This window comes from Sphingobacterium psychroaquaticum, from assembly GCF_004421025.1.
In the GTDB taxonomy this organism is placed as follows: Bacteria; Bacteroidota; Bacteroidia; order Sphingobacteriales; family Sphingobacteriaceae; genus Sphingobacterium; species Sphingobacterium psychroaquaticum.
Map to the genome: position 1 here is coordinate 929,646 of NZ_CP038029.1, position 22,317 is coordinate 951,962.

Sequence of the window (22,317 nt, forward strand, 5' to 3'; positions counted from 1 at the left end):
TAGACAGTAAACATTAGATATTCTTATCTTTGTTCCATTAGTGAAAATAAAAGAAGGGTAATCCATGGCGCAACCAAAATTTGATGAACAAAACAAGGCTTTTATACAGGCAGTATCTTTTGTAAATCAAACCAACCAACATTTGTTTTTGACCGGTAAGGCGGGGACGGGAAAGACAACTTTCTTGAAATATATTCGAGAGAATTGTTATAAGAAAATGGCAATAACGGCACCAACAGGTGTAGCAGCAATGAATGCGGGCGGAACTACCCTACATGCGTTGTTTTGGTTGCCTTTCGGTACTTTTATTGAAGATTATCCACTCAATTGGAATGAACAGGATAGTCATATTTACAATAAAAGTCGCCTTTTTTCGACGATTAAGCTGACGAAACAACGGCGTGCCATCCTCCAGGAATTGGAGCTGTTGGTCATCGATGAGGTATCGATGGTCCGCGCGGATACGTTGGACGCTATTGATGTTATCTTAAAGTCAGTACGGCGGGATATGCGTCCTTTTGGAGGCGTTCAGATGCTCTTTATTGGGGATTTATATCAGTTGCCTCCCGTGGTGCGCGATCACGAATGGCAGGTCTTACGGGATCATTATACAAGCGCTTTTTTCTTCGACGCGAAGGTGCTTCGAGAGCATCCGCCCATCATGCTGGAATTGAATAAAATATACCGTCAGAATGATGGTGATTTTATTCGTTTGCTCAACAATATCCGGAATAATAATTGTACGCAGGACGATCTTGATGCGTTAAACAAACATCATAATCCAACATTCTCGCCAGAAGCGGATGAGCAGTATATTACCTTGACTTCGCACAATAAACTTGCGGATTCCATTAATCAGGAGCAATTAGCAGCGTTGGCAGGGAAAATGCATAATGTAAAGGCGGTTGTGAAAGACGATTTTCAAAGTTCGTCGTTTCCTGCGGATGAATCCTTGCCATTAAAGCTAGGAGCGCAGGTCATGTTTATAAAAAATGATTCCGGTGAAGATCGTAAGTATTTCAACGGAAAGATTGGCGAGGTGAAGGAGTTGAATTTGGACAAACATCAGGTGCTGGTTTCCTTTAAAGATGGTTCTGAAGATGTGGTCGTGCGTCGTGAAACATGGGAAAATATCCGCTACAAATACAATAAAGGGGAAGACAAGATCGAGGAGGAAGTGTTGGGGACATTTTCGCAGTTTCCGCTTCGTTTAGCTTGGGCAATTACGATTCACAAGAGCCAAGGGTTGACCTTTACAAAGGCGGTGGTCGATGCCGGGACTTCTTTTGCTGCGGGGCAGGTCTATGTGGCGCTCAGTAGGTTGACTGGGTTAGAGGGATTGGTGCTCAAATCAAAAATCCCGATGCATGCCATCCGGACAGACTTTCAGGTCGTAGATTTTATGAAGCGTACCCTTCCGGAGGAAAAAATGGTGCAAATGTTGGAAGCATGCCAGCGTAATTACCTCGGACAGATTCTACTCCAAAGTTTCCGATGGGGGAGTTTAGTGGATGATACCAGAGAATTACAACAATCCTTACGGGATCGTAATATAGATGGCAAAGCGGAGGCCGTGGAATACTTTAATGGTGTTTTGCAGACCTTGGTTGATCAAGAGAAGGTGGCTAATAAGTTCGTTACACAACTCTATGCGATGTTGAGTGATAAAGCAGCGTTGGACTATGCAAAAATTTGTGAACGTACGAAATCGGCAGTAGCTTGGTTCTTGCCAAAATTTGATGCGGACATCCTGTTGCCTACACAAGAGCATATTGAAGCGTGGAAGATTAAGAAGCGGACGAAAAAATATGTGGAGGAGTTAAAGTCCATGTTGCTGGATTTTCGCCGCAAGAAGGAGCAGTTGGCGCATTGTGTGACCATTGCTGATATATTGACTAAAGAAGGTGACCTGTCGGAAATTGTGGCGGCAGTGGGGCAGCCGGAGCGTGCCAAGGATGAGTCTGTCGCTTCGGTAGATGAAGATGTCGTGAAAGACACAAAGACGATCTCTTTAGACTTTTTTATGGATGGCTTAACCATTGAGGAAATCGCAAAAAAAAGAGATATGGTAGCGGGTACGATCTATGGGCACTTGATTCATTTTGTGGGAACAGATATCGATGCTACAGATTTGATTGAAGAAGATAAATTGAAGAAGATTATTGATGTTATTGAGCAGAATGAAGGTAAATCGTCTTCGGAATTGAAGATGCTGTTGGGGGATGGGTTTGATTACCCGGATATTAAGATTGGTCAACGTGTGGTAGAGATGTCTGCTGAAAAGACCTCTTCATAAATAAAATCGGATGACTATCTTTGATGCCAACTGATGATTTTATATGGAAGAAAAAAAGCAAAAGCCGAATATTAACAAGTGGTTAGTATTTACCAGTATGCCTTTCCAGATGGGGGTGACTATCTATGTTTTCTTTCTGTTGGGCGATTGGTTGGATGGGCGGTATGGTGTAGAAGGGGGCTGGTGGACCAAAGGGATTACGATGCTTGGCGTCGTTGTGTCGCTATATCAGTTTATAAGACAAGTGAATTATATAAATAAGAATGAATAAAAATTTAGTTTTTGTGCTGCTTTTGATTGTTGTAGCGGCAGTTGGTTATGGTTTGCAAACGTTGGTCATCAATGCGGTGGGCACAGAAGGTTTGTGGGCGCAGAGCGGTTACTCCCTGATGGGTATGTATACCTTCGGTGCTGTCGCTTCTTTGGTTGTTACAATCGGGCTTTTAGCGGTTGATTTTGCGATGCCAAAAAGTATTGGCGTAGCCTTCTTGGCTGGGGTAATGCTGAAGGCGGTGGCATCCTATATATACATTCAGGCGGGTTTAAATAAGTTCGAAAATCAATTCATAGAACTGAATTTTCTAGCTGTCTTTTTTCTGTTTTTGTTTTTCGATGTTTTTGTGGCCTACAAGATTGTAAATCAACAACAAAAGACTGTTGAAAACTAAAGTTATAAAAAGTTTAAACAAATGTTAATTAATGCCAAATAAAATTGTAATTTTGCGCAAATTTTAATACAATCTACATTCAACATGGTGAGTCTTAAAAGAGCACTTTTAGTATTTACAGTAATATTTTTTGCTGTCAACCCTTTTACCTTAAAGGCCGCTGAGGAAGCGCACAGTGATGCGCCTAAAACTCAAGCTGAAGAAATCAAGGAATATAGTGACCATCACTTACAGGATGATTACTATTTTTCATTGTTTACGGACAAGAAAGCAGGTAAACATTATGGTTTTCCGTTGCCAGTTATTTTAATTGACGGTGGTTTGAAAGTGTTTTCTTCGGGCGAGTTCCACCATGGTGAGCAGGTCGTAGAAAAAGATGGTCAGTTCTATAAATTATACCACGGTAAGATTTACAAAACTGACGCGGAAGGTACGATCACTTACGACGAAAAACAACACCCTACAAACCCGAAGCCATTAGATTTCTCCATTACAAAGAACGTTGTCGGCTTAATGTTAACAGCATTTTTAATGTTCTGGGGCTTCTTGAGTTTAGCGAAGACATACAAAAAAGGTGCGAATGCACTTCCAAAGGGTATGGGTCGCGTATTAGAGCCATTGGTGCTTTATGTACGTGATGAAATGGCCGTTCCAAATATCGGTCACCGTTACAAAGAGTTTATGCCGTACTTATTGTCGGTTTTCTTCTTGATTTTTATTTTGAACTTATTAGGTATGACACCACTAGGTTTCAACGTAACGGGTAACATCTCGGTCACGTTGTGTTTAGCGTTGTTTACTTTCTTTATTACGAATTTTAAAGCAAATAAGGATTATTGGAAACACATTTTCTGGATGCCAGGGGTACCTGTTCCATTCAAATTTGTCTTAGCGCCAATCGAGGTGTTGGGTATGTTTACCAAGCCTTTCTCACTGATGTTGCGTTTGTTCGCTAACATTACAGCAGGTCACTCTGTGGTAATGGGACTTATCGCTATCGTGTATTTGTTTCAACAGCAATTGACGATCCCAGGTAGTATCGGGGTATCTATGTTATTAACATTGGTATTGTTCTTCTTGGAATTATTAGTTGCATTTTTACAAGCGTTTATCTTCACGATGTTGTCATCCCTATTTATCGGTATGGCGGTTGAGGAGCACGCGCATCACTAAGAAATTATTGTTTAATTATATAAAATAAATATCATGTACAATTTAATTGGAGCAGGTTTAATCGTAATCGGTGCAGGTTTAGGTTTAGGTAAAATCGGTGGTTCAGCAATGGAAGCTATCGCACGCCAACCAGAAGCAGCATCTAAAATTCAAACTGCGATGATCATCATTGGTGCCCTAGTTGAAGGTTTAGCATTCGGTGCTTTAATCTTAGGTAAATAATCCAAGCTGATTAAAAATGGTATAGACACAACTCGCAACGGTTGGTTGCGAGTTGTGTCTTAACAAAAGACAAGAATTTAAAACAATATTTTATAATCGATATATAAATGGAAGCATTAATTAATCAGTTCTCCTACGGGTTGTTCTTTTGGCAACTAATCATTTTATTGATTGTCATCTTTATCCTAGGGAAATATGCTTGGAAACCTATTGTAAATGCATTAGAGGAACGTGAGAAAGGAATCTACGATGCTTTACAATCTGCTGAAAAAGCAAAATTAGAGATGGCTCGTTTGACAAATGAGAACGAACAACTCTTGAAAGAAGCACGTGCAGAGCGTGATGAAATATTGAAAGAAGCAAAAGAGCTGAAAGATAAAATTGTTGCGGAGGCTAAAACGGAAGCGCAAGAGTCTGGCAAAAGAATAATCGAGCAAGCAAAATTAGAAATCGAGGAGCAGAAAAACAGAGCGTTAGCTGATGTTAAAAACCAAGTTTCTTCTTTATCTTTGGATATTGCACGCAAAGTATTAACAAAAGAATTTGAAGACCAAGGAAAGCAACAAACGTTTGTTAACGATTTGTTGAAAGACGTGAAGTTAAACTAATTGGTAGGTCAAATTTAAATTTAGAATATGTCAATTTTTACAGTAGCATCAAGATACGCAAAGTCGCTTATTGAATTGTCTAAGGAACAAGGAAACTTGGATATCGTGAAGACAGATATCGACGGTGTTATCGCTGTACTAAAATCCAATACAGAATTACAAGCGGTTCTTAAGAACCCGATTCTGAGTGGTGATAAAAAGCTCAATGTACTGAACGCTTTGTTTGGAGGAAAGGTAAATCCATTGATTTTATCTTTTTTTGGAATCTTAGCAAAAAAAGGTCGTGCAGCTATCATCCTGGATATTGCACTTGAGTTTGTTCGTGAATACAATGAGGTTAAAGGCATTGTTAAAGCGACCGTTACTTCCGCAAGTTCATTATCGGATGCAAATCTAAGCGCGTTGCAAACACAGATTGCAGAACAGATCAAAGCACAGGTTATTCTTAAAAATGTGGTTGATCCTTCCTTAATTGGAGGTTTTGTTGTTCGTGTTGGCGATAGACAGATTGACGCAAGTATTGCTGGTAAGTTGAATAAACTGGAAAAGCATTTTGCAAACCAAGGTGTATAATCTTGGATATTAGAAAATAGAATAGAATCAAAAACCCCTTATAATAACAACAATGATAGAGGTAAGACCAGATGAAGTTTCGGCAATTCTTAGAGAGCAATTGTCAGGCTTTAAATCAGAAGCCGAACTAGAGGAGGTGGGTACCGTACTTACTGTAGGTGACGGTATTGCTCGTATTTACGGCTTAACTAAAGTTCAGTCCGGTGAGTTGGTTGAATTTGATAACGGATTAGAAGGTATTGTGTTGAACTTGGAAGAAGATAACGTAGGTGTCGTTCTTTTAGGTGCTTCCGATGAAATCAAAGAAGGCGATGTAGCAAAACGTACAAACCGTATTGCATCTATTAAAGTAGGTGAAGGTATGGTTGGTCGTGTTGTGAATACATTAGGACAGCCTATCGATGGTAAAGGACCTATAACAGGTGAAACGTATGAGATGCCGATTGAGCGTAAAGCGCCAGGGGTAATCTACCGTCAGCCCGTTACAGAGCCTTTGCAAACAGGTATCAAAGCAATCGATGCGATGATTCCAGTAGGTCGTGGACAACGTGAGTTGGTTATCGGTGACCGTCAGACAGGTAAAACTGCTGTTTGTATCGATACGATCTTAAACCAAAAAGAATTTTATGATGCAGGTGTACCTGTATTCTGTATTTATGTTGCAGTAGGTCAGAAAAACTCTACTGTAGCGAACATCGTACGTGTATTGGAAGAAAAAGGTGCAATGGCTTATACCGTTGTTGTTGCTGCTTCGGCTGCTGACCCTGCTCCAATGCAATTCTACGCGCCAATGGCGGGTGCTGCTATCGGAGAGTTCTTCCGTGATACAGGTCGCCCAGCATTGATCGTTTATGATGATTTATCTAAACAAGCGGTAGCTTACCGTGAGGTATCTTTGTTATTGCGTCGCCCACCGGGCCGTGAGGCTTACCCTGGTGACGTATTCTACCTTCACTCCCGTTTGTTAGAGAGAGCGGCGAAAATCAACTCTTCGGACGATATCGCTCGTAACATGAATGATCTTCCTGCTTCTATCAAGCATTTGGTAAAAGGTGGTGGTTCATTGACAGCTCTTCCTATCATTGAGACACAAGCAGGTGACGTTTCGGCATATATCCCGACCAACGTAATCTCCATCACGGATGGTCAGATTTTCTTGGAATCTAACTTGTTCAACGCCGGTATCCGCCCAGCGATCAACGTAGGTATCTCGGTATCACGTGTAGGTGGTAACGCGCAGATCAAATCGATGAAGAAAGTATCTGGTACCTTGAAATTAGATCAGGCGCAGTACCGTGAGCTAGAAGCATTCGCGAAATTTGGTTCTGACTTAGATGCAGCAACGAAAGCAGTTATCGATAAAGGTGTACGTAACGTCGAGATCTTGAAACAAGGTCAATACTCACCGGTATCTGTTGATAAGCAAGTAGCCATCATCTATGCGGGTACGAAAGGTTTGTTCCGTTCTGTTCCAGTAAATAAAGTACGTGAGTTTGAAGCGGAATACTTAACGCAATTAGAACAACGTCATCCAGAAGTATTAGCTGCGCTTAAAGTAGGTAAATACAGCGATGAGTTGACTGATGTATTGGATAAAGTAGCTAAGGAATTAGCAGCAAAATATTAATTTGATATTTAAGTAGTATGTACGGGTGTTTAGCCTATACATACTACTGAATACGAAATACCCGCTATGGCAAATTTAAAAGAAGTAAGAAACCGTATTACCTCGGTAAGCTCAACGCAACAGATCACCAAAGCCATGAAAATGGTTTCTGCAGCAAAGTTGAAGCGTGCTACGAATGCTATCGTGCAATTGCGCCCTTATGCGAATAAGCTAAGAGATATTTTGGCTCAGGTTTCTGCCTCTGTAGAAGGAAGTGATTCTCCGTTTACACAAGATCGCGTTCCTACGAAAGTTTTAATTATTGTATTGACTTCCAATAGAGGTCTGGCAGGAGCGTTTAACGCAAATGCAATTAAGACCGCCAATAATTTGATCTTTAACAAGTACGCGGAGCAACACGCACGTGGAAATCTAAGCATTATCGCTATCGGTAAGCGTGGTCATGATTTCTTCGAAAAGCGTGGTTTTGATGTGATTGGAAATAACAACGATTTATTTAGCGATTTAACCTTTTTGAATGTTTCTAAAGTTACGGAGTATGTAATGGATGAATTCAAAGCGGGTAATATCGATCGTGTAGAGATTGTATACAATCAATTCAAAAACGCTGCAATGCAGATTTTAACCGCGGAACAATTGTTACCTCTTCTTCCGGAAGAGAAAACGGATGCTGCTGCGGCAACAGAATCTGATTACATCATCGAACCTTCGAAAGAAAAGATTATTGAGGAGCTTATACCTAAAGCGATTAAAACGCAATTGTATAAAGCTGTTTTAGATTCTAACGCTTCTGAGCATGGTGCACGTATGACAGCGATGGATAAAGCGACAGAAAATGCCGGTGATTTGATTAAATCATTGAAATTGTCGTACAACCAAGCGCGTCAAGCTGCAATTACAACTGAGTTAACTGAGATCGTTTCGGGTGCTGCGGCATTATCGAACGGCTAAGTTTAAAATATTTATTGGAAAAAGGGAGCACTTGTGCTCCCTTTTTTGTTGCCCTGAGCCTAAGGCAGTCTGCGTCTAGCTGTCGCAGCTAGGCTGGTCGAAAGATGGTCCATGTATCCGAGTCTAAACAAGAGAACACTTCACATCTACGATAAGGATTCCTCAAGGTGATAAGGTTTATATCACAGTTGGCTGATGCATTCCCTGTGCGGCGGTCGAGAATTGAAAATTATTCTTTTAAGTATAGGAAAGTTATAAACGGAAAGACGCCCCATTTTTATTGGTCTTTTAGTTTATAATATAATGCATATCATACGAAATGAAAATGATCTTTTTGCGTTTTTCTTATGTCTCGTTTCTATGACCTAATGTCTCGTTTCTACGCTCGATTCTCATATTCGAAACTGTTAAATGAGACTATGATTACCTGAGGATAATAAGGAACTTAACTTTAAAGATAAGATGTGGTTTTTTGTTGTTGATTATCAATATATTATTCTTTGTCCCTCCTTGTCCCTTCTTTGTCCCCTCTTTATTTTTTTTTATATATATACGTTTTTTTTATTTTCGACGCAAGTTTTAATCAAAACGAAAACCATTGTTAACGCACTAATGACAGCCATTCCATGTAATGGCTACGATACGATACATCGTAGCCTAGTAAAGACTCGTTATGGTTCCTAAAAGATAAACTATACTAACTCTATATTATTAACAGATGAAACATAATCATTTAATAATTTTACTTTTTCTCATGATTGGCTTTAGTCACGCTAGAGCCCAAAACGCATTAACATTTGTAGAAGTTGTTAAAAATGGGGCCAACGGACTGAGTGGTGTTAGTGATATTGCAGTGAGCGCGGACGGTAAGTTTGTTTATTCTGCAGCTTATAGCAATAGTGCTGTTGTATGCTTTAATAGAGATGTATATACAGGAAAGCTAACCTATAGCAGTATCATAAGAAATGGTATCGGTGGTATTACAGGGATAGTTAGCGCATTCAGTATTGCAGCCAGTTCTGATAATAAAAGTATTTACGTAGCCTCGCCTAGTGGCAATATTACTGCATTTTCAAGGGATGTAACGAGCGGTGCATTAAGCTTTGTTAACACTGTAAGAGCAGGGATAGGTAACGCCATGACAATTGGAGGCTTTGTTTCTGTTTACGTTAGCCCTGACGGGAAATGGGTTTACGGAATTGGGGGACAGACTTCTCTAGGAATTGCTGTGTTTTCGAGAAATCCTGACACGGGAGCAATCACGTTTATCCAGCAACAGGTTCATGCTGCAAATGGAAACGAATTAAATCAGGATTATTCTCCAACAAGTAGTCCCATAAAGAATATAGCCACTTCCAAAGACGGCCAATTTTTATATGTAACGGCCACAGTAAGTAATACGGTTAGCGTATACTCCATCCATCAAACTACAGGATTTCTAACCCTGGTAAAGGTTTATAAAGACGGTGCTAGCGGTGTTGATGGTATTATGGGAGCTTCCTCACTGTTGTTATCTCCCGATGGGAAATTCCTGTATGTAAGCGGGCAAAAGGAAAACGCGATAGCTATTTTCAGCGTAGACCAAAATACGGGTATGCTTACTTATGTAAACAAAGTTGCCAATAATGTAGGGGGTATAACCAGCTTGAATGGCGTAAGGAGCTTAGCTGTAAGTCCCGACGGGAAATACGTTTACGCCAGTGCGATAACTTCTAATGCCGTCACTGCATTTAGGCGAGATGCTTCCAGTGGTCTGTTAACATTAAGCACTGTTTTAAAAGATGGGGAGGGCGGAGTTGATGGTTTAGCTTCGGCATCCGGTATGATGATGGATCCCTTAAGTAGGCATTTATATGTTGCGGGACAAGGTGATGCGGGTATAGCGGTTTTATTATCGTCCGTACCGGCTGTTGTATTGAGCACGAATGAGGTAACTACGGCTAATAATGTCTCTGCTGTGCTTGATGCTGGATTGGAAATTAACGATTCAGATAGTGAGTATTTAATTTCTGCCACAGTGAAAGTAAGTGCGGGTATGAGTGGTGATATTTTGTCCGTAACTCCACAACATGGAATAATTGGTGTTTATGATGCAAATGCGAAAACGTTAAGCCTCACCGGAAGGGCAACTCTATCGCAGTATAGAGATGTGTTAAGGAGTATAAGCTACACGCCTAGTGTAGATCCAAATGTAACTCCTGGTACGATTTCGTACCGAACAATTGCTATTAACGTTTTGGATGAAGACAATAACCTAAGTGCAGATGCTATTGTTTCGGTAAAGATAAACTCAGAGAATCCAGTTCCGGTTATTACGTTCCCAGTTATTGCAAACAAATTTTATGGTGATCCTGCTTTTAATTTAGTAGCCCAAAGCTCAAATACTTCACAAGCGATAACCTATACGAGTAGCAATGTTGAAGTGGCTGAAATTGTTTCCGGTCAAGTAAAAATTAAAAGTGCAGGAACTGTGACGATTACCGCTACACAAAGTGCCAGTTCGGGGTTTGGTGCAGCGTTGCCCGTAGAACGGACATTTATAGTTAACCCAAAAGTGCTAACGATCACGGCGGATGCGAAATCTAAAGTATATGGCGCGGCATTGCCAGTCTTGACATACAGCTATGAGGGCTTGGTCAATGGCGATACCAAACCAGCGACCTTACCAACAATTGCCACGACAGCCAGCACTTCTTCTGCTGTAGGCAACTATCCAATCACCTTAACGGGAGGTTCGGATGCAAACTATATTGTTACGCATGTCAATAATACATTGACGGTTGGCAAGGCCGAGTTAACGATCACGGCGGACGCGAAATCTAAAGTATATGGCGCGGCATTACCTGTGTTGACATACAGCTATGAGGGCTTGGTCAATGGCGATACCAAACCGGCGACCTTACCAACAATTGCCACGACAGCCAGTACTTCTTCTGCTGTAGGCAACTATCCAATCACCTTAACGGGAGGTTCGGATGCAAACTATACTGTTACACATGTCAATAATACATTGACAGTTGGCAAGGCTGAGTTAACGATCACGGCGGACGCGAAATCTAAAGTATATGGCGCAGCATTGCCAGTCTTGACATACAGCTATGAGGGCTTGGTCAATGGCGATACCCAACCGGCGACCTTACCAACGATCGCCACAACAGCCAGCACTTCTTCTGCTGTAGGCAACTATCCGATCACCTTAACGGGAGGTTCGGATGCAAACTATACTGTTACACATGTCAATAATACATTGACAGTTGGCAAAGCTGGTTTAACGATCACGGCGGACGCGAAATCTAAAGTATATGGCGCGGCATTACCTGTGTTGACATACAGTTATGAGGGCTTGGTCAATGGCGATACCAAACCAGCGACCTTACCAACGATCGCTACGACCGCCAGCACTTCTTCTGCTGTAGGCAACTATCCAATCACCTTAACGGGAGGTTCGGATGCAAACTATACCATTGAACTTTTGAATAATACATTGACGGTTGGCAAGGCTGAGTTAACGATCAAGGCGGACGCTAAATCTAAAGTATATGGCGCGGCATTGCCAGTCTTGACATACAGCTATGAGGGCTTGGTCAATGGCGATACCAAACCAGCGACCTTACCAACGATCGCCACAACAGCCAGCACTTCTTCTGCTGTAGGCAACTATCCGATTACATTAATGGGAGGTTCGGATGCAAACTATACTGTTACGCATGTCAATAATACATTGACGGTTGGCAAAGCTGGTTTAACGATCACGGCGGACGCTAAATCTAAAGTCTATGGCGCGGCATTACCTGTGTTGACATACAGCTATGAGGGCTTGGTCAATGGCGATACCAAACCAGCGACCTTACCAACGATCGCCACAACAGCCAGCACTTCTTCTGCTGTAGGCAACTATCCGATTACATTAATGGGAGGTTCGGATGCAAACTATACTGTTACGCATGTCAATAATACATTGACGGTTGGCAAAGCTGGTTTAACGATCACGGCGGACGCTAAATCTAAAGTCTATGGCGCAGCATTACCTGTGTTGACATACAGCTATGAGGGCTTGGTCAATGGCGATACCAAACCAGCGACCTTACCAACAATTGCGACAACCGCTAGCACTTCTTCTGCTGTAGGCAACTATCCGATTACATTAATGGGAGGTTCGGATGCAAACTATACTGTTACGCATGTCAATAATACATTGACGGTTGGCAAGGCTGGTTTAACGATCACGGCGGATGCAAAATCTAAAGTATATGGCGCAGCATTACCTGTGTTGACATACAGCTATGAGGGCTTGGTCAATGGCGATACCAAACCAGCGACCTTACCAACAATTGCGACAACCGCTAGCACTTCTTCTGCTGTAGGCAACTATCCGATTACATTAACAGGAGGTTCGGATGCAAACTATACTGTTACGCATGTCAATAATACATTGACGGTTGGCAAGGCTGGTTTAACGATCACGGCGGATGCAAAATCTAAAGTATACGGCGCGGCATTGCCTGTGTTGACATACAGTTATGAGGGCTTGGTCAATGGCGATACCAAACCAGCGACCTTACCAACGATCGCCACAACAGCCAGCACTTCTTCTGCTGTAGGCAACTATCCGATTACATTAACAGGAGGTTCGGATGCAAACTATACCATTGAACTTTTGAATAATACATTGACGGTTGGCAAGGCTGAGTTAACGATCACGGCGGACGCGAAATCTAAAGTCTATGGCGCGGCATTACCTGTGTTGACATACAGCTATGAGGGCTTGGTCAATGGCGATACCAAACCAGCGACCTTACCAACAATTGCGACAACCGCTAGCACATCTTCTGCTGTAGGCAACTATCCGATCACCTTAACGGGAGGTTCGGATGCAAACTATACCATTGAGCTTTTCAATAATACATTGACGGTTGGCAAGGCTGGTTTAACGATCACGGCGGATGCAAAATCTAAAGTATACGGCGCGGCATTACCTGTGTTGACATACAGCTATGAGGGCTTGGTCAATGGCGATACCAAACCAGCGACCTTACCAACAATTGCGACAACCGCTAGCACTTCTTCTGCTGTAGGCAACTATCCGATTACATTAGCAGGAGGTTCGGATGCAAACTATACTCTTAGACTGGTCAATAATACATTGACGGTTGGCAAAGCGGAGATAAAGGTCACTGCCGAAGCTAGAACGAAGGTATACGGTACTGGAGAGCCCGTATTAACATATCAGGTTGTGGGCTTAGTTAATAACGATAGTCGTGCTATTTTTACCGGTAACCTAACTCGTGCCGAAGGAGAGAACGTCGGTATGTATAGCATCTTTAAAGGAAGCTTGGATCCCGGTACAAACTACACGATGAGCTATACCGGTGCAAACTTTAGCATTAGCAAAGCTCCAATTACGGGCGTTACTTTAACAGACAAAACATTTACGTACGACGGTACGACGAAATCGTTGAATCTTACAGGAGCATTACCGGTGGGTGCTGTGGTAAACTATACGAATAATGGACAGATCAATGCGGGTATGTACCGTGTGAAAGCGGATATTCCGGAGACGATGAACTATTCTGGAGCAAGTTATTCGGCGACCTTACTGATCCAGAAAGCGAAACAGACGATTAGCTTCGCATCACCAGGTACATTGGGTAGAAATGCCGGCACAGTAAAACTGGATGTAAGATCTACTTCGGGACTTCCGACTACCTTATCCGTTGATGACCCCTTGGTCGCTACACTATCAGGTACGGATTTGCAGGTGCATCGTTTGGGAACCGTGACAATTACTGCCGCACAGGCCGGCGATGGAAATTATGAACCTGCAGCAGTCGTCGATATCACGGTCCAGATAGCAGCAGCAGCGGACGCTAAGCTGCCGATTCTTGTTCACCAAGCGGTATCACCAAACGGAGATGGTATCAACGAGTTTCTGATCATAGAAGGTATTCGTGATTATCCGGACAACAAAGTCACAATCTTTAATAAGAACGGGGTCGTACTTTCGGAAATCGTCGGTTACGACAATAGGGATAAGGTCTTTACGGGACAATATCATGCCGATGGCACTTACTATTATTACGTGGATGTTAAGGATAGCAACGGGGTTTGGAAAAGGGAAAAGGGATTTTTTGTGATAAAGAGATAAGATAATTAAGTAGTAAAGTATATCGTCTGAAGGGTAAAGCCAATAGCATAAAAAAAATGAAAAAAATAAATATAATAATGATGAGCCTGTTGTTCTTACTGCCTTTGTGCAGTAGGGCACAGCACGGGGTGAGTTATAACCAGTTTGGGCAGTTGCGGAATTCATTCAACTCCTCTTTGAGCACCATGGATGAGCGAGGCGCTTTCGCGATGCTGGGACGGACGCAATGGGTAGGCGTGGATGGTGCGCCGAAATCCCTATGGGCTACAGGACATGGCACAATAGGCAAACTCGGGCTTGCCGTAGGAGGTGATGTCAAACATGCTACCCTAGGGGTGGTTAAGGAGTCCGAGCTGACGGCCTATGTGGCCAAAGCGGTACAGCTATCAGAAAGTGAATACTTGAGTCTTTCCATGGGAGGAGGTGTATTGTTCTACAATGGGAACTTCAGTCAGCTGGATGGTACGGATGTCGCCTTCCGAGATAATGTGCGGGAGACGGCAGGGGTATTGAGTGTGAGTACATCCTACTATAAAAAGGATAAGTATTATGTTGGAGTCTCCATGCCTCGATTTTCGCTAAACCGCGGTAACAAGCGGGAATATGAGTTTCGTAATGTGTATTATATCACAGCGGGTGCATTGTTCCACTTAGATAACACTTTTGCGCTTCGTCCTTCTTTTCTAGTGAGCCACATGGATGATATGACGCCTCGCTATGACTTCAGTGCGTTGGTATTTATGGGGTCCAAAATAGGCTTTGGGATGGGGGTACAGAATCAGGGAGATCTGTCTGGTTTAGTACAGTTGAATTTTGGTAATTTTGGTTTAGGTTATAGTTACCAGTTCAGCCCAAAAAGTAATACGTTGAACCAACGGATATCGAACAATACGCATGAGGTGGGGTTACGCTACCGTGTAGGCGGAATAGGCTTGCTATAGTGGCACGATAGCAACAGTAAGGTTGAAGACCCCAATTTTACAAATATTTTAAAACAGTATACTATTAACGCTAGACAACGCTAATAATTGAAGATACAGAAAGCCTTCCTGAATTAATTTGGGAAGGCTTTTTTTGTTATATTTCTTCAATAGGATCAATATGACAATTAATTGTCGTTTCACAAGTCTTTCATTCGGTTTTATGTTTAAATACCAAATTTAATTCTGGTTTGTCGGTTTAAATATCTATATTAATCTGATTAACGGATTTTTATGAGGCGATGGATAGTAATGCTCTTCGTGATATCCGTCGAATTATCTGCCCAAGAATTTTCTCCTGCTCCATTTTTAGGCATGGGAAACACTGCAATCGCGCAAGAGGGGTTATTCTCTCTGGCTGGTAATCCGTCCGGATTAAGTCTGCTTGCACATCCACAAATAGCGAGTGCATACCAGCAACATTTTATGTCCAGTGATCTTGCTACACAAGCGCTCTTATTTGGTATGCCCGTTATGAAACAAACGGCACTCGGTTTTGCTGTTACAAACTATGGCATTTATGGGGTTGCAAGCTTTATGCAGAGTGGAATCTCTGTCGCACGTGCTTTTGGTGAACAAATACGTACTTCCGTTACTGTAAATTATCATCAATATACGATTACTAGATATAGTGCGCAGCGAAGTTTATCCGCCGACTTAGGGTTTATTTATAAATTTTCTGAACATGTTTCTGGTGGTTTATTTTATAAAAATATTAATGATACACGTTTTAATACCGAGATAGACCAACGTATTGCACGTACGTTGGGGATTGGATTTACTTTTCATTTTTCTGATGAGTTGTTGTTAGGCGGAGATATTGTACATATGTTTCCCAAACAGATGCAGTATCGTGGCGGCTTATCCTACGGCTTCCATCCCCATTTTATTGTTCGATTTGGTGCGCTATCCAATCCCATTCAATACACCGCAGGTGCAGGCTTTAAGCACAGAAGTTGGCAATTTGATTTTGCCACCCTCTTTCATACCAAGTTAGGATCTTCACCGCAACTTTCATTGGCTTATGCTTTTTAGATCTCTTTTGCTAAGCTGCAGTTTTGTTCTAATCGTGCTTTCGTTAAGCGGACAAGAGTTGGCTGAAATCGAGGAAATGTTACTTGCAGAAATTGTGGAAGAGCTCGAAGAGGATGTTGACGTTAGCGAAGTCATCGAACGTTTACGCTTTTATCGGAAGTATCCGTTGGATCTCAATCGGGTCAATGAACAGCAATTGGCCGCCCTTCTATTTTTATCTCCTGTGCAGGTTCAAAGTATTTTACGTCATCGCGCATGGAGTGGCGCCTTTATTTCCGTCTTGGAGCTACAAGCCGTTGAGGGTTTGGATGCATTGACGCAGGAACGTTTGTTGCCATTTGTTACTGTTGGTTCGCCAGACATCTTCAGCGGACTTACGTTTAAAAATCTGCTATCGGAAAGCGAGCAAAATATAATGTTGCGTTATGATCGCGTACTGGAACCTAAGCGAGGTTACCTGATTGTTGATACTACGCGATCACGCTATCTGGGAGATGCCAATGCCTATTTGGTGCGCTATCGACTGAATTATCGGGATCAGATCCGTATTGCTGTGAATGCTAAAAAGGACGCTGGCGAACCATTTTTTCGCGAAAAGCAACGTTATGGTTTTGACCACTACGGTGTAAGCATTTACGTAAAAGGGCGCAAACGTATCGAAGGTATGGTCGTGGGAGACTATGCGTTACAAGTAGGACAAGGGTTGGTTATTTGGAATGGACTGAGTTTTGGTAAGGGCGCTATGATAACCAGCAGTGCGCGGCAGGGGATAGGTTTACGACCATATACATCCGTGAATTCCTATAATTTCTTACGTGGTATTTCAGCGCATATTCGTTTCCGTGAAATGAGCTTAACGCCTTTTATATCGCTCCGTAAATTAAGTGGTAATCTGGAACCGGCTGAGACCGGCAATATTATTAAGAGCATTTCTACGACAGGGTTACACCGTACCCCGACAGAGCAGCGTTATCGCCATGCTATAACCCAAACTATTTCAGGAATAAACCTGGACTATAGGCGGGGGCGACTAAAGGTAGGTTTAATTGGTATGTACACCGGTTTTAACGGTCGGCTAGATCCTGCAGATATACTGCGTAATCGATTTGCTTTTCGCGGCCAACATCTTCTAAATACAGGGGTTAATTTTCAGTTTACTTATAGCAACCTCTATGTTTACGGTGAGACGGCGCATCAGTTGCAAAAAGGCTGGGCGACGAACCATGGTGTGATCGTCAGTGCACATCCCAAAGTATCATTCTTCGCCAATTATCGCGATTACCAACGTGATTATTATGCTTTTTTTGCGCAATCCTTAGGGGAGGGATCTCGTGTTACGAACGAACGTGGCTTGTATTCCGGTATGGTTTATCATCCTAATCGGCAAATCGAATGGCTCACATATGTGGATATGTTTCGCTTCCCCTGGTTACGTTTTCGGGTAGATGCCCCTAGTAGTGGTATTGATTTTTTATCACAGTTTACTTTCCGTTGGTATAAAGTGGGGCGTTTGAGCATCCGCTACCGTTATCGGGAACGGCCGCAAAATATGACAGGTGAGGAACCTGAAAATACGGTCGTGGAGACACAACGTAGGCAATTGCGTATTGACTTTCGTTATCGGCTTAGTGCGCAGTGGGAAGTGCGTACAAGAACCGATGGCGTGGTTTATACGAAAGCCAACGAGGACGCATATGGTGGCTTGCTGTACCAAGATGTTTTTTATCGACTTTCAAACAACCGTTTACAGCTGAACCTGCGACTGGCCCTTTTTCATACGGATAGTTACGATGCGCGGATTTATGCCTTTGAGAATGATGTTTTATATGCGAATAGCTTTCCCTTATACCATGACAAAGGCTGGCGAAGCTATGTAAACGTACGTTACCGCATAGCAAAGCGTATGGACATCTGGTTTCGCGTGGCACAAACGCGTTTTACAAATAGGGAAACCGTCGGTTCTGGCTTGGAGCAGATCGAAGGGAATAAGCGAACCGATATAAAAGTACAAATGCGATATCGATGGTAAAGAAAGAAACACCATTAGATCGACGACGTATGCCTTTTTTTAGGCTTTGTGTTTGTTACGGTTGTGGCGTATTGATCGGTTTCTACATGGATTTTCCTGCGGTGTCCGTTACGGTGGTAGCAGCAATGGTAGGAATTTTGGTTATGGTGTTTTTCTGGCTTGAGGTCATCAATAAGCGATTTAATCACATCATTATTCCATACCTCGTTCTGTTTATTTTCCTTTTCCTGGGCATGTTTGGTATTATGGTTGGACAATCGAGGTACCAACCTACTTATTTTGGAAACAGTAATCTGCCCTTTCTTTCGGGCATTATAGCCGATGAACCACTTTATAGGGAAAAGACGATTCGTTTTCCTGTGCATGTGGATTATGCCTTGAATAATGGGCAGACTGAACGTGCAATAGGCGCTTTGATGGTCACTGTTTGGCGGGATACAATCGATGATAACTATCAATATGGTGATCGCATCGTTTTCCAAAATAATAGCACTGAAATTTCTCCAGCTTGGAATCCGCGACAGTTTGACTACCGGCTTTACCTGGAGAAAAAGCAGATCTATAGACAGGCTTTGCTCCAGCGAACACAGTTGGAAGTTATTGGACATCATGAAGGACAGGTGATTACTGACTTCGCACTGCGCATTCGCGCGCATTTGATTACAAAGTTTCATCACTTTGTGGGAGATCAAACTACCTTTCAGATTAGTTCAGCTTTGATTTTTGGCTATCGTACAGCGATGGCAACGGATGTCTTGGAGGCTTTTACCAATACAGGCACAATCCATGTGCTTAGTGTATCTGGTCTGCATGTAGGAATTGTCTTTATGTTGCTGAATTACCTGTTGCGGTTTATGGACCGTTGGAAATACGGCAAGTTGCTCCGTTTAACCCTTACCCTGTTTTGTATTTGGGCCTACGTAATCTTGACGGGAATGGCACCTGCGATATTACGGGCCGGCATTATGATTATTTTCTTTTTAATAGCTAGTGCGTTCGAGAAGAAGCAGAATAATTTAAATACATTATTCGCGTCGGCGCTTTTTATTTTGATTTTCGACCCTACCATGTTATTTGATATTGGCTTTCAACTCTCTTATCTTGCTGTTTTGGGCCTCTTTACGCTATATCCATTGATGCTACGGACGATTCGTGTACCGCAAAACTGGGTGATGCGTCAAGTCTGCCAATTGACTTTTATCTCGCTCGCCGCACAGTTGTTTACTGCGCCGTTAGCACTGTATTATTTTCATCAGTTTCCGAATCTATTTCTACTCGGAAATTTATTTATCGCATTGCCGTCCACTGTAATTATGTATGTAGGCATTGCGCTTGCCTTTTGTCCGATAGAGGAGGTTAATGCCCTTTTAGGTTTGATTTTACATCAGGTCGTGCAGTTTATGTTTGTGGGACTTCAGTGGATTGATAACTTACCCTATGCCGTAACGAAGGGTATCCATTTTACAGGTTGGCAAGTTGTGGTGTCCAGTAGTGCTATTTGGTTGCTTTATCTCGTATGGATGGGGCACCAGAAAAAACTGCTACCTATTTTAGGGCTTACCTTAATCTTACTGGCACTAGGGGTTTCATGGAATGCTGTTCGCGATGTTGATTTGAGAATGATAAGGATTTATAACACGCAACGTAACTTGAGTATGGCGATTATTGATCGCGGGAAAGTAACACTTTTTTCTACTCTGGACTCGCTAACACATCCACAGCTTCGCTTTCATGTATGGCGGGATTTGGAGTATTATGCGTCTGATCTCTCCGCCATTCGTTTTGTATCGATTCGCGATTCTGTGAAATCAGGAACGCTCATTCGTGGAGGTGGGGCAACGATCCTTGTTGTCGAAAATGGGTTTTCTGGACAAGAGGCGGAAGTGCCCGATATTTTGATTTGGCGAGATAAACGCGTACGTCGACTAATGGATATACCTAAAGATTGGACGCATACAACGCTAATTTTTGATGGAATACATACGGCGGTCGGCTTGGAACGATTGCAGGCTACGGCCGATTCTCTTGGGCTTTCCTATTATGTATTGAAGGATAATTTTGCTTATTTTTGGGATAAGAACAAATAAATGGAGCACAACAGTCAGTCTATATTGAAGCAATATTGGGGATACGATACCTTTCGTCCGTTACAAGAGGATATCGTACACGCTATTCTTCAGGGACGTGATACCTTGGCTTTGATGCCAACGGGAGGAGGTAAATCTATTTGTTTCCAAGTGCCTGCATTAATGTCGGAGGGCATCTGTATCGTTATCAGTCCGCTGATCGCGCTCATGAAAGATCAGGTTGAAAATTTACGTAAACGTGGTATTGAGGCAGTTGCTATTTTTTCGGGGATGTCAAAGCGTGAGGTTGATATCACACTCGACAATTGTGTTTACGGAAAGATCAAGTTTTTGTACTTAGCGCCAGAGCGGTTGTACAGCGACCTGGTGCGTGAACGTATTCGTTATATGAAGGTGAACCTCTTCGCGATTGATGAGGCCCATTGTATTTCACAGTGGGGGTATGATTTTAGACCGCCTTATCTGCAACTGGCGCAACTCCGGGAATTACATCGCAACGTTCCTTTTCTTGCTTTAACAGCAACGGCTACACCACAAGTGGTAGACGATATTCAAGAAAAACTGGCTTTTACGACACCCAATGTTTTTCGGATGAGCTTTGGTCGTTCCAATTTGGCCTACATGGCACTCCAGGAGGACGATAAGATGAACCGAATGCTGCGGATGATCCACAAGCTCGGTGGAAGTGGGGTGGTGTATGTGCGCAATAGGCGAGAAACACAAGAAGTGGCACAGTACTTAGTGAACCACGGTATTCCAGCAGATTTTTATCATGCTGGACTAGATAATATATCGCGTTCGCAAAAGCAAGACCGATGGATGCAGCAACAGGTTCGTGTTATTGTTGCGACGAATGCTTTTGGAATGGGGATTGATAAAGGGGATGTGCGTTTTGTGCTGCATCTTGATATTCCAGATTCCCTAGAAGCATACTATCAGGAAGCGGGGCGTGCGGGGCGCGATGGAAAGAAAGCTTATCCGGTCCTGATGTATCAACAGCAAGACCGTGAGCGATTATGGGATAACTTTGAATCAAGTTTCCCTTCGATAAAGTTTATACAACAGGTGTATCATCACCTTTGTAATTTTTTGCAGATCGCATATGGGGCTGGAAAAGGAATCTCATTTGATTTTGATATCGAAGCTTTTACGAAACGTTATCAGTTGGAGATCATGCCTACGATCAGTGCCTTAAAGTTTTTGGAGCGTGACGGGTGGCTAGCTGTTTCGGAGGCTGTATACATTCCATCGAGATTGAAGTTTGAAGTGGATTACCAGGAAGTTTATAAACTACAGGTACAGTCCGCTAAATATGATCCGTTGATTAAGCTTATCCTCCGTAATTATGGTGGTGCATTTGATTTTTTTATTCCGATCAATGAATATGAATTTGCGAAGAAACTGAAACTTCCATATCTCGAAATTGTGAACATGTTGCAAGGTTTGCAGAAATTGGAGATACTCTCTTATCTGCCTAAAACTGATGCACCACAAGTTGAATTGTTGCAGCCGCGTGTGGATTATAAAAATTTGTTTATTGACAGCCAATTTATTCAAGAAAGGAAGAAAATAAAACAGCAACAGCTGGAGGCCATCGATAATTACCTCGATACGGAGCATTGTCGTAGTGTAGCGTTACAAGGTTATTTTGGAGAAAAGGATGTCCCTCCTTGTGGAACATGCGATTTGTGTTTAATGCGTATCCATGCGGAAGGAATGACCGAAAAAATTGAAACGGAGATTCGAACGCTATTAACTGATAAGAAAATGGACGTAAAGAGTTTGATCGATGCCATAGAGACCGGGAATGACGAAGCGCGTTTACGCGTAGTAAGAAGTTTAGTGGACAGTGAATTTGTACAGGTAGAAGAGGGGATGTATAGTTGGAATGTGTCGAAATATTAAATTTTTGACAAAAAAGTG

15 protein-coding genes are annotated in these 22,317 nt (G+C 42.4%); all 15 read left to right on the top strand.

Annotation, left to right across the window (positions count from 1 at the left end):
- The first annotated feature begins 64 nt into the window (after positions 1–64).
- The 15 genes from E2P86_RS03960 to E2P86_RS04030 all read left to right on the top strand — a co-directional run bounded on the left by E2P86_RS03960 (position 65) and on the right by E2P86_RS04030 (position 22,299).
- A complete protein-coding gene (locus E2P86_RS03960; protein WP_134430924.1) occupies positions 65–2,296 on the top strand; it encodes a helix-turn-helix domain-containing protein in 2,232 nt (743 codons plus the stop codon).
- A gap of 43 nt (positions 2,297–2,339) precedes the next feature.
- Positions 2,340–2,567 carry an AtpZ/AtpI family protein gene (locus E2P86_RS03965; RefSeq protein WP_085472021.1) on the top strand — a complete coding sequence of 76 codons (228 nt, stop codon included), beginning with the start codon at positions 2,340–2,342 and terminating at the stop codon, positions 2,565–2,567.
- Complete coding sequence (locus E2P86_RS03970; RefSeq protein ID WP_134430927.1) at positions 2,560–2,964, top strand: hypothetical protein; 405 nt, start codon at positions 2,560–2,562, stop codon at positions 2,962–2,964. Before E2P86_RS03965 ends, E2P86_RS03970 begins: the two co-directional genes overlap by 8 nt.
- Positions 2,965–3,048: 84 nt before the next feature.
- Positions 3,049–4,137 (top strand): F0F1 ATP synthase subunit A, encoded by a 1,089-nt coding sequence (atpB, locus tag E2P86_RS03975; protein ID WP_134430930.1) that lies wholly within the window; start codon positions 3,049–3,051, stop codon positions 4,135–4,137.
- Between the two features lie 33 nt (positions 4,138–4,170).
- Positions 4,171–4,359: an ATP synthase F0 subunit C gene (atpE, locus tag E2P86_RS03980; RefSeq protein ID WP_028070619.1), complete on the top strand. Its 189-nt coding sequence runs from the start codon at positions 4,171–4,173 to the stop codon at positions 4,357–4,359.
- A gap of 107 nt (positions 4,360–4,466) precedes the next feature.
- Positions 4,467–4,967 carry a F0F1 ATP synthase subunit B gene (locus E2P86_RS03985; RefSeq protein ID WP_085472018.1) on the top strand — a complete coding sequence of 167 codons (501 nt, stop codon included), beginning with the start codon at positions 4,467–4,469 and terminating at the stop codon, positions 4,965–4,967.
- Between the two features lie 27 nt (positions 4,968–4,994).
- Entirely contained in the window at positions 4,995–5,540 is a 546-nt protein-coding gene (gene atpH, locus E2P86_RS03990) for an ATP synthase F1 subunit delta (protein ID WP_085472017.1), read from the top strand.
- A gap of 52 nt (positions 5,541–5,592) precedes the next feature.
- Entirely contained in the window at positions 5,593–7,167 is a 1,575-nt protein-coding gene (gene atpA / locus E2P86_RS03995; protein ID WP_085472016.1) for a F0F1 ATP synthase subunit alpha, read from the top strand.
- Positions 7,168–7,233: 66 nt separating this feature from the next.
- The gene (gene atpG, locus E2P86_RS04000; RefSeq protein ID WP_134430933.1) at positions 7,234–8,118 is read left to right on the top strand and encodes an ATP synthase F1 subunit gamma; all 885 of its coding nucleotides are present in this window, start codon (positions 7,234–7,236) and stop codon (positions 8,116–8,118) included.
- Positions 8,119–8,836: 718 nt separating this feature from the next.
- Entirely contained in the window at positions 8,837–14,263 is a 5,427-nt protein-coding gene (locus tag E2P86_RS04005) for an MBG domain-containing protein (protein ID WP_134430936.1), read from the top strand.
- 56 nt (positions 14,264–14,319) lie between these two features.
- Positions 14,320–15,204, top strand: a complete 885-nt coding sequence (locus E2P86_RS04010; protein WP_085474535.1) for a PorP/SprF family type IX secretion system membrane protein — start codon at positions 14,320–14,322, stop codon at positions 15,202–15,204.
- A 273-nt stretch (positions 15,205–15,477) separates the two neighbouring features.
- A complete protein-coding gene (locus E2P86_RS04015; protein ID WP_134430939.1) occupies positions 15,478–16,278 on the top strand; it encodes a PorV/PorQ family protein in 801 nt (266 codons plus the stop codon).
- A 34-nt stretch (positions 16,279–16,312) separates the two neighbouring features.
- On the top strand, positions 16,313–18,307 hold the full coding sequence (locus E2P86_RS04020; RefSeq protein ID WP_166785136.1) for a ComEA family DNA-binding protein: 1,995 nt from the start codon (positions 16,313–16,315) through the stop codon (positions 18,305–18,307).
- The gene (locus E2P86_RS04025) at positions 18,301–20,394 is read left to right on the top strand and encodes a ComEC/Rec2 family competence protein (RefSeq protein ID WP_134430945.1); all 2,094 of its coding nucleotides are present in this window, start codon (positions 18,301–18,303) and stop codon (positions 20,392–20,394) included. The genes E2P86_RS04020 and E2P86_RS04025 overlap by 7 nt, the downstream gene beginning before the upstream one ends.
- Positions 20,395–22,299 carry a RecQ family ATP-dependent DNA helicase gene (locus E2P86_RS04030; protein WP_134430948.1) on the top strand — a complete coding sequence of 635 codons (1,905 nt, stop codon included), beginning with the start codon at positions 20,395–20,397 and terminating at the stop codon, positions 22,297–22,299. It abuts the gene before it with no gap.
- The last annotated feature ends 18 nt before the right edge of the window (positions 22,300–22,317 follow it).